The 9,121-nt window shown below is 39.3% G+C and carries 7 protein-coding genes; 4 read left to right on the top strand and 3 right to left on the bottom strand.

Features of this window, described 5'->3' with window-relative positions; genetic code table 11:
* Both ACO1O5_RS19730 and ACO1O5_RS19725 read right to left on the bottom strand, forming a co-directional pair.
* Positions 1 to 460: hypothetical protein (locus tag ACO1O5_RS19730; protein ID WP_486273330.1), on the bottom strand; the 460-nt coding region annotated here is incomplete at its 3' end.
* Between the two features lie 9 nt (positions 461 to 469).
* The gene (locus ACO1O5_RS19725) at positions 470 to 1,042 is read right to left on the bottom strand and encodes a hypothetical protein (RefSeq protein ID WP_486273328.1); all 573 of its coding nucleotides are present in this window, start codon (positions 1,040 to 1,042) and stop codon (positions 470 to 472) included.
* Between the two features lie 582 nt (positions 1,043 to 1,624).
* Here ACO1O5_RS19725 and ACO1O5_RS19720 point away from each other — a divergent pair.
* From ACO1O5_RS19720 to ACO1O5_RS19710, 3 genes are all read left to right on the top strand, one after another.
* Positions 1,625 to 2,920 (top strand): PQQ-dependent sugar dehydrogenase, encoded by a 1,296-nt coding sequence (locus tag ACO1O5_RS19720; protein WP_486273327.1) that lies wholly within the window; start codon positions 1,625 to 1,627, stop codon positions 2,918 to 2,920.
* Positions 2,921 to 3,331: a c-type cytochrome gene (locus tag ACO1O5_RS19715; RefSeq protein ID WP_486273326.1), complete on the top strand. Its 411-nt coding sequence runs from the start codon at positions 2,921 to 2,923 to the stop codon at positions 3,329 to 3,331.
* Positions 3,332 to 3,538: 207 nt separating this feature from the next.
* On the top strand, positions 3,539 to 5,515 hold the full coding sequence (locus tag ACO1O5_RS19710; protein WP_486273324.1) for a M1 family metallopeptidase: 1,977 nt from the start codon (positions 3,539 to 3,541) through the stop codon (positions 5,513 to 5,515).
* Between the two features lie 23 nt (positions 5,516 to 5,538).
* On the opposite strand, the gene ACO1O5_RS19705 is transcribed toward ACO1O5_RS19710, so the two are convergent.
* Positions 5,539 to 6,831: an aminotransferase class V-fold PLP-dependent enzyme gene (locus ACO1O5_RS19705; RefSeq protein WP_486273322.1), complete on the bottom strand. Its 1,293-nt coding sequence runs from the start codon at positions 6,829 to 6,831 to the stop codon at positions 5,539 to 5,541.
* Positions 6,832 to 7,083: 252 nt separating this feature from the next.
* Between ACO1O5_RS19705 and ACO1O5_RS19700 the strand changes: the two genes are divergently transcribed.
* Positions 7,084 to 9,121, top strand: a 2,038-nt coding sequence (locus ACO1O5_RS19700) for a tetratricopeptide repeat protein (protein ID WP_486273320.1), incomplete at its 3' end; no start/stop codon positions are given.

The raw sequence follows: 9,121 nt of genomic DNA, 5'->3' as shown, positions 1-9,121 counted from the left end.
TGTTGGAAGTAAAGGCATCGATACCGCTGGAAATAACTTTTTGCAATAGCATCCCCAACACGCCAACAAATCCGGATATGATATAACCGCTAGCCTTACGGGTATAACGTACTTGCGTTTCCCAGTCAGCTTTATCTGCATCTCTTATGTTATCCAGGAAATCTTTTGCATCACCACTATAGCCACTAAGCGCTTCCGTTAGTTTGCGGCAGAGATACATGTTGAAAGTTTTCTTGCCGATCTCGGCGCTGAAAACGGCATTAGTAATGGTACCTATATTATAAATCTTATCGCCGGATTTAAAATTTTCAGCACGCACATTTTGCAACAACGATTTCAATTCATCGAGGTTGTTTTTAATTTCCCTTATCTCGCCATTCACGTTTACCTGCATGCTGTCAGGCGATACATTTTGAATACGTACTTCAGCAGTTCGTGGTGTTTCGGGTGAATCACTCATATTTTGGTTTTATGAAAAGTTTGCTGTATCAATTTTATCAATGTTATAGATCTTGTCTGCAGTTTGATTGATCGTTTTAGGTGCACCTTCCTCGTCAGGCCTTTTATTTTCAGTGAAGCCGTCTGCTTCTAATCTTTCCAACTCTTTATTGAACTGGTTCCAGAGATCATTAAAGTCGGTGAAGCTTGCATAAAAATGTTTCAGTTCCTTAAGCTTCGCTTCAAATGCAGCAAGGCTGGGATCTGCGTTATCCGGAGGTGGTACTTTGAAATACGTATAGATAAATGGTTTTTTAGTTGAGACGAATTGCCCGATTGCATTTTCAAATTCCTCTGCGGTGTACATGCCAACTTTGGAATAAGCAAGGAAGACGAAAAGGTCGGCACCTTTTACAAATTTATCATACTCACTTTGGGAGCCGGTTATTGACATACGTGCCGTCATATCTTCCCAGATATCGAGATGGAGGAAAATGCCTTTATCAAACCATGCCTTGGTTTTACGATAAATTTCAATTTCAAACTGGTCGCGTTCAGGTTTCAGTTCATTGGAAGACGCTAAGAAGACTTTTATTTTTTGCATTGTTTGCAATTGAGGGTTAATAAATAAATTTTAGTATTAACTGCTTACAGTTTTTTTGCCATTTCTACATGTTCTTCTTTATTTTTTATAGGTTAGCTATTCAGTAAATAATAGTACTAATATCACCAGCTCAAAATCGTTATTATCTTAAGTAACGAAATAGATGTAGCCAGTTCAGTAGTTTTTTAATTAGCTAAATTGTCAGGGGGATGGATATAATTATCTAATTTAAGTTAATTAATTATAATCTAAAAAACCAATAGTAAGATCTCTCAACCCGACACTACTTCAAATCGTTTATCCTTGACTGTTATCCTCTGCAGGATACACCATCACAGAAACCTTATTAGTGTTTGTTAAAGCCTGCAAGTATTATCTTTCAGGCAATGAATCGGGATAGGAATTGTTTCATTTTCGTAAAATGTTTATTCGAAAAGATTTAGGGAACGAACTTTGCTGCCCATAAAATTGTATTACAAGCTTCAGTGGGTTCAGTTAATGTTATAAAATTATTTAGATTATTGACTCACTGATTGCGGGCATTTAGATTTATGTAATTTTAAAATTCCAAAAACAAGTAATATGAAAAAAGGTTTTTTACTCGTTCCATTGATAAGTTTCATACTGATGAACAATTATTCTTTTGCAAAAACAGCCAACGATAGTACTCAAAATAAAAAGCTAAAAACAGGTGTGATAAGCGCCGGTTTAAAATTACCTGCGGGCTTTGCCGCAACCGTATTTGCCAGCGGATTAGGAGAAGCCCGCCATATTGCTGTTACGCCCAAAGGTGATGTATATGTGAAACTTTCGTCACTTAAAGGTGGTAAAGGAATCTACTTTTTACACGATGCCAACAAAGATGGTAAGGCAGATGTAAAAACAGGCTTTGGCGATTTTACCGGAACAGGGATGGGTGTGAAAGATGGTTACTTATATGCATCAACCGATACACAAATTTTCCGGTACAAGCTGGATGCAAATGGTAAAGTTGTCGATCCCACTAAGCCTGAGCTGATTGTTACCGGTTTGCTCGACCGCCATGAACACGAATCAAAACCTTTCACATTCGATAATAACGGAAACATTTATGTAACGGTTGGTGCTTATTCAAACGCCTGCCAGATCAGCGACAGAGCGAAAGGCTCACCCGGAATGAATCCCTGCCCTATATTGGATTCTGCGGGTGGCATCTGGAAATTTAGTGCTAGCAAACCCAATCAAACATACGGAGATGGCGAGCGGTATGCCACGGGCTTGCGTAACGAAATGGGCATTTGCTGGAACAATGACGTGAATGAATTGTATGTTACCCAACATGGCCGCGACCAGTTGGCTGATCTTTTTCCTGATTTATATACGACAAAACAAAGCGCTGAATTGCCAGCGGAATGTTTGTACTTATTACACAAAGGTGATAATGCCGGATGGCCCTATATCTATTATGACCAGATTCAACATAAAAAAATTCTTGCACCGGAATATGGCGGCGATGGAAAAAAAGAAGGTGGCAAAAATGCCATAGATCCGTTAGTTGCCTTCCCCGGGCATTTAGCGCCGGATGGCCTGTTATTTTACGAAGGCAATAAGTTTCCTGAAAAATATAAGCACGGTGCATTCATTGCTTTTCATGGTTCATGGAATCGGGCACCAGAGCCGCAAAAGGGTTTCTTTGTGGCCTTCGTTCCATTTAAAAACGGAAAGCCAAGTGGTGACTGGGAAGTATTTGCCGATAATTTCGCAGGAGGCCAACAATTTATGTCTCCGAGTGATGCAAAACATCGGCCTTGTGGTTTAGCTCAAGGGCCAGACGGCTCGTTATATGTGTCTGACGATAAAGGTGGATTTATTTATAAAATTGTTTACAAAGGAAAATAAATGAAGAAGAGTTCGATGTTTTTGTTGTTGATGTTTGGAACAACGGTTGTGTTATATGCGCAATCCTCTTTAAAGTCTCAACTCGTGAGCGGCAAAAAAGTATATCAAAAAAACTGTTTAACGTGTCACCAGGTTAATGGAGGCGGCGTCCCAAAAATGAATCCGCCGCTGATTGATGCAGCATTCGTAAAAGGTGATAAGAAAAAACTGATTCAATGGGTACTGCTGGGTTCTGTTGAAAAAGTTCCTATTGATGGAAAATATTATTCCAACAATATGCCGCCACAGGCAACGCTTGCAGACCAGGATATTGCCGATGTGCTCACTTACATCCGGAACAATTTTAAAAACAAAGCTTCGGCAATAACGGTAGCTGATGTGAAGAATACAAGAGCAGCTATAGGAAAATAAGATGAAGTATTTTCCGCATTCGTATTTACTTGCTTCGGTACACTTTTTTTTATTACTATCATCGCTATACCAACTGCGTACTCCAGCATTCTATGCCTGGAGAAATCTTTTTGACACCATTAAGTAAAAAGATTATTTAAAGGAGAAGGTCTGCTAACGACTAGTTCGAAACAGAATAATTATATTACACGATCATAAAATAATTGCATGAAAAAATTATCCTTGCTCTGTTTCTTTTCTTTAACCTTTTGTTTTTTATATGCGCAAACCGGCGCCAATGATACCGCCTCTTATAACCCACTTGATTTTTATTCGCAGGAATTTAATCCACCTGCGGGTAACCCTTACCGTTCGGCTAACGGAACACCTGCACCCATGTATTGGCAAAACCGTGCCAGCTACCTGATTCATGCCACATTAAGTGAAAAGGATACCTCCGTTACTGGCGATGTAACTATTACCTACACGAATAATAGCCCTGATAAATTAGATTTTGTATGGCTGCAACTGGATCAAAACTTGTTCGATCCTGCATCGAGAGGTTCTGCAGCCACACCGGTTTCAGGCGACCGGTTTGATGTGCAGGGATTTGATCGCGGAGGTTATCATATCACCGATGTATCGGTAAGCACGCATGGAGAAACATACATTGTGCAGCCTGTTATTTCAGATACCCGGATGCAGCTACGCTTAAAGAACCCGCTGATGTCAAAGGGCGATACTATTGCTATAAAGGTGAACTATAGCTTTGCGATTCCTATTCATGGTGCCGACCGTATGGGCCGGCTTTATACCGATAAAGGCGTGGTATACGAAATAGCACAATGGTATCCACGCATGTGTGTGTATGATGATGTGGAGGGTTGGAACACATTGCCGTACATGGGCCTTGGCGAGTTTTATTGTGAGTATGGCAATTTCGATTATTATATTACGGCTCCTGCAGAAATGATTGTATATGGTTCAGGTGATTTGCAAAATGCTTCCGAGGTTTTAACAGCAGAAGAAATACAAAGGCTTTCCGTCGCTTCAAACATTGATAAAACAGTTACCATTATAAAAGCCAATGAAATAGGCAAAGCGAAAATGCGCCCGACAAATACTGGCAATCTCACCTGGCATTTTAAAATGAATAATTCAAGAGATGTGGCATGGACTGCTTCAAAAGCGCTTGTGTGGGATGCCGCAAAGATCAACCTGCCATCGGGAAGAAAAGCCATTGCCATGTCGGCTTATCCCCCGGAAAGCATGGGAAATAACGCCTACTCAAGAGCTACTGAATATTTAAAAAACAGTATTGAAATTTATTCACAGCATTTCTTCGAGTACCCGTGGAACAGTGCTGTAAATATTGGCGCATCGGTAACAGGTATGGAATATCCCGGCATCATTTTTTGCGACTATAAAGAAACGAAAGCTGCTTTATGGTTATTGATTGCACACGAAATCGGGCACAACTGGTACCCGATGATTGTTGGCTCCAACGAAAGGAAATATATGTGGCAGGATGAAGGGTTCAATACATACATCAATTATTATGCAACCGACATTTTCAATAACGGCGAATACGCTAAAGACCCCGCTTTATACAATAAAGATTTCTTTGGCTACCTGGAAACAGATTCGCTTACCCATATCCGTTACCCGTTAATAGTAGTACCAGAAGCAATGGATATGGATGAGTTTTTTATTTATTATGGCAAAACGGCTTATGGTCTCAACCTGCTTCGCAATGTAGTCGTGGGTAAAGAAAGATTTGATTATGCATTCAGAAAGTATACGGAAACATGGTCCTATAAACATCCCACGCCTTACGACTTTTTTAATTACATCAATAATGCTGCCGGTGAAGATTTAAACTGGTTCTGGAAAGAATGGTTCTTTACTACATGGACGCTGGACCAGGCAGTAACCGATGTAAAATATGTTGACGATGATCCTGCTAAAGGAGCACTCATAACAATAGAAAACAAGAACAAAATGATTATGCCGGTAATAATAAAAGTTGTTGAACGAAATGGCAAGACAGGGAATATTAATTTACCGGTGGAAGTATGGCAACGTGGAGGAACCTGGACATTCAAATGTGCTTCTACTTCAAAAATCAATAAAGTAATTCTTGATCCAGACAATGTGCTGCCGGATGTAGACCGAAGTAACAATGAATGGAGCGGAGGCAAGTAATAACTAATTCTACTGAGTAAGGATTATTTCTTCGAAGCAATTTCTTCTATAGCCTTTACTAATTTATCCAAATCCTGCAGGCGGGTATAAACGTGCGGCGTTACACGAACACAACTAATATTTTCCCAAACAATGCCAACCGTATGAATTTTATAATTATTAAAAAATGCGGTGTCTAATTCTCCGGGTGTAATTCCATCAATACTAACACCACAAATGGCACAGGAATATTTTGACTGTAACGAAGTATGTAGTTTTACTTTAGGAATATCTTTTACTTTCTCCGCCCAATAATTTTTTAAATATCGAATCCGCTCCTCCTTTCTTTTATTACCAATGGCCGTTTGAAAATTAATCGCTTCACCTATTGCCTGCTCAATAGGAAAGCTACGTGTGCCAAGGGTTTCAAACTTTCGTATATCGCCGCTCTTTGGATGATCATTACAAACTAAGGGATATATTTTTTCAATCTTTTCTTTTTTGATAAACATCATGCCACTACCAATGGGTGCGCTTAAAAATTTATGCAGCGATGTTCCGAAGTAATCACAATCAAGATCCGGAATAGTGAAATCCAGTAAAGCAAAAGAATGTGCGCCATCACACACAACTTCTATACCATGGCGATGGGCCATATCGCAAATTTTGCGTACCGGCATAATTTGACCCACCCAATTAATGATATGCGTTACATGAATAATTTTTGTTTTTGATGTAATCGCGTTTTCATAAGCAGTTACAATGGTCTCATCATTCTCAATAGGAAAATCAAAATTTAATTGATTATAAACAATCCCTTCTCTTAATGCACGCTGTTTCCATGCATTAATCATATTGGGATAGTCCTGTTTGGTGCCGATAACTTCGTCGCCGGGCTTTAGATCCAGACCAAAAATTACCGTATTCAGCGCTTCTGTCGCATTCCTGTTTATTGCAATTTCTTCTTTGTCGCATCCTCCAAGGTTGGCGAGGTTTTCACGCAAGGGCTCTCTCCCCTGGTCGAGAATACGCCACATATAATACGAAGGGGCTTCGTTTGAAAATTTATTATACCTATCCAGTGCCTGCTGAACAATCAGCGGCGATGGGCTTACACCACCATTGTTTAAGTTGATGATATTGGGGCTTACCGTAAACGCCTGCTGAATAGTACTCCAATAATCTTCGTCAGAGGCGACATCTACCGGTGACCGGTTTATTACTTTTTTGTTAGCTGATTGAATTGCTTCAGCATGCACCTGGTTGAATAAACTATTGGCCGAAAAAGCCCCTGTCAATAACGCAATTTGTTGGATAAATCTTTTACGGTTTGTCATGGGAAGTAATTGAGAAAGTAAGGTAAATAAATTGTACGAATCAAAAAGCAGAGCCACTTTAAAGAAGCCGATTGTTATGCCATCATATGGCAGAAAGGCTATTCTTTCAGGTGCAAATAATAATTCCTAAACAAGAGCAATTTATTTAAATAATATATAATAATATGCTTAAGAAACTCGTTGAAATAAAATTATTTATTATCTTAAGTTTTCAAACAACCAGAACTACTACACTTTAACGCCCCCGTTAATATGAGAAAATCTATTTTAATCATTTCCCTTCTATTTACAAGTTTACTTAAGCTACAGGCGCAAAGAGAATTAGAAAACCCGTTGGTTGACAGTAAAGAAATTATTTCGAAAGGCGTTGCCCTCTACGACAAGGGTAAATACAAGGAAGCCCTTGCAGAATATTTAAAAGTGCCCCGTAGTGATACCAGCTACGCTGATGTTCTTCACGAAATTATATTGAGTTATTATAAGGACAGCAATTTTGTAGAAGCTGAAAAATATGGAAACATTGCTTTATCAATGTATCCCTACCGAAATACCGAATGGTACAACCTGCTGGCTGATCTTTATGATGACACGCAACGAAGCGATCTTGCACTAAAAGCATATGATACAATAATCGCCCAGAATCCTTACAGTTACACGACGTATTTCAATAAAGGCATCACGCTGGTGAGACAATTGAAGTATGATGAAGCGACCGTCAATTTTCAGAAGTGTATCATGCTGGATCCGTATTATGCTTCCGCTCATTACTTCCTGGGACAGTTGGAACTCCTGAAGGGAAACCTCGTGCAGGCAATGATGAGTTTTACCACCAGCCTGATTGTAGCCCCTGAAAACCGTTATGCCAATAATACCGTCAGTTTATTGAACTCTATCGCTAAAATAAATAATACCATAACTGATGACCTGCAAAAATATAAGCCCGGTAAAGAAGATAATTTTGAAGATATACAAGACATACTTACGAGCAAAGCGGCCCTGGATAAAAGTTATAAACTGAAGGCAAGCCTTGAAGACCCTATAGTCCGCCAGTTACAGGTAGTGATTGAAAAACTGGAATACAATGCAAATGACAAAGGTTTCTGGATGCAATTTTATGTACCACTGTTTAAAACGATCTGGAATAATAACCAGTTTGAACCCATGGCATTTTACGCTTTCAGCGGGCTCGACATAAAAAATATTAAGGAATATAATCAGAAAGAAAAGAAGAAGATTGAAGCCTTCAGCACAGCCGCGGTCGACTATTTAAGCGGCATAAGGGAAAGCCAGGAACTGGTTGTAAGCAAAAGGACTAATGCACCGCAAAGATTGTATGTAAAAAATTACATAGTGAATGGCAAAGGCGCTTATGCGAAAAATGCGAAGAATGAAGAAGTTTTGGCCGGCCCGTGGGAATTTTATTATTCTACCGGGCGCCTGAAATCAAAAGGAACTTTTGATAGTGAAGGCAGGCGTAATGGAGAATGGAATTATTATTATGAAAATGGCGGCCTCAAGGAAACCACAAATTATTCGGCTGATTTGGCTGATGGGAAAAGCCTGGTATGGCACAGCAACGGGCTTCTTTATTCCGAAACAACTTATAAAAACGATAAAACAGAAGGCATTGAAACAATATATTTTTTTAACGGCCGGGTTTCATCAACTATAAATTATAAAGGCGGAAAAAAAGAAGGCGTTGCAAAATATTATAGCAGCAATGGTTATTTATCAACTGTTGATCATTACAGTAACGACAAGCAGGAAGGTGATGAAACAATATATTATCCAAATGGTAAAACAGAATCAGTCGTAAATTATGTAAACGATTCACCGGACGGGCCGTACAAGGAATATTTTGATAACGGTAAATTGGAAACAGAAGGCAATTATGTTGATGGCAAAAAGTCCGGCGTATGGAATACGTTTTTAATTGATGGAAAGCCCGACAGAGTTGAAAATTATGTTAAGGGAGAACCCGAGGGAGAAAATATTTCTTACTACGCCAATGGCAAAATGAAGTCGCGGCATTTTTTTAAGAAAGGTTCGCTGGATGGAAAGAGCGAAGATTTTGACGATGACGGTATTTTATATAGTGAAACGATTTTTGAAAGAGGACATTTACGAGATGTGAAGTTTTACGACAAAAAGGGAACACTCATCAGCAATAACAATAGCCGCACCGGTGATGCCGCCGTTTCTTTTTATAATCCTGATGGAATAAAATTAAATCAGGGATACTATACCAAAGATGGTTTGGCAGAGGGAAAGTTCACTTATTACTTTAAGA

This window comes from Ginsengibacter sp. (genome assembly GCF_057362405.1).
This window is presented reverse-complemented; position numbering and strand designations above follow the sequence as displayed.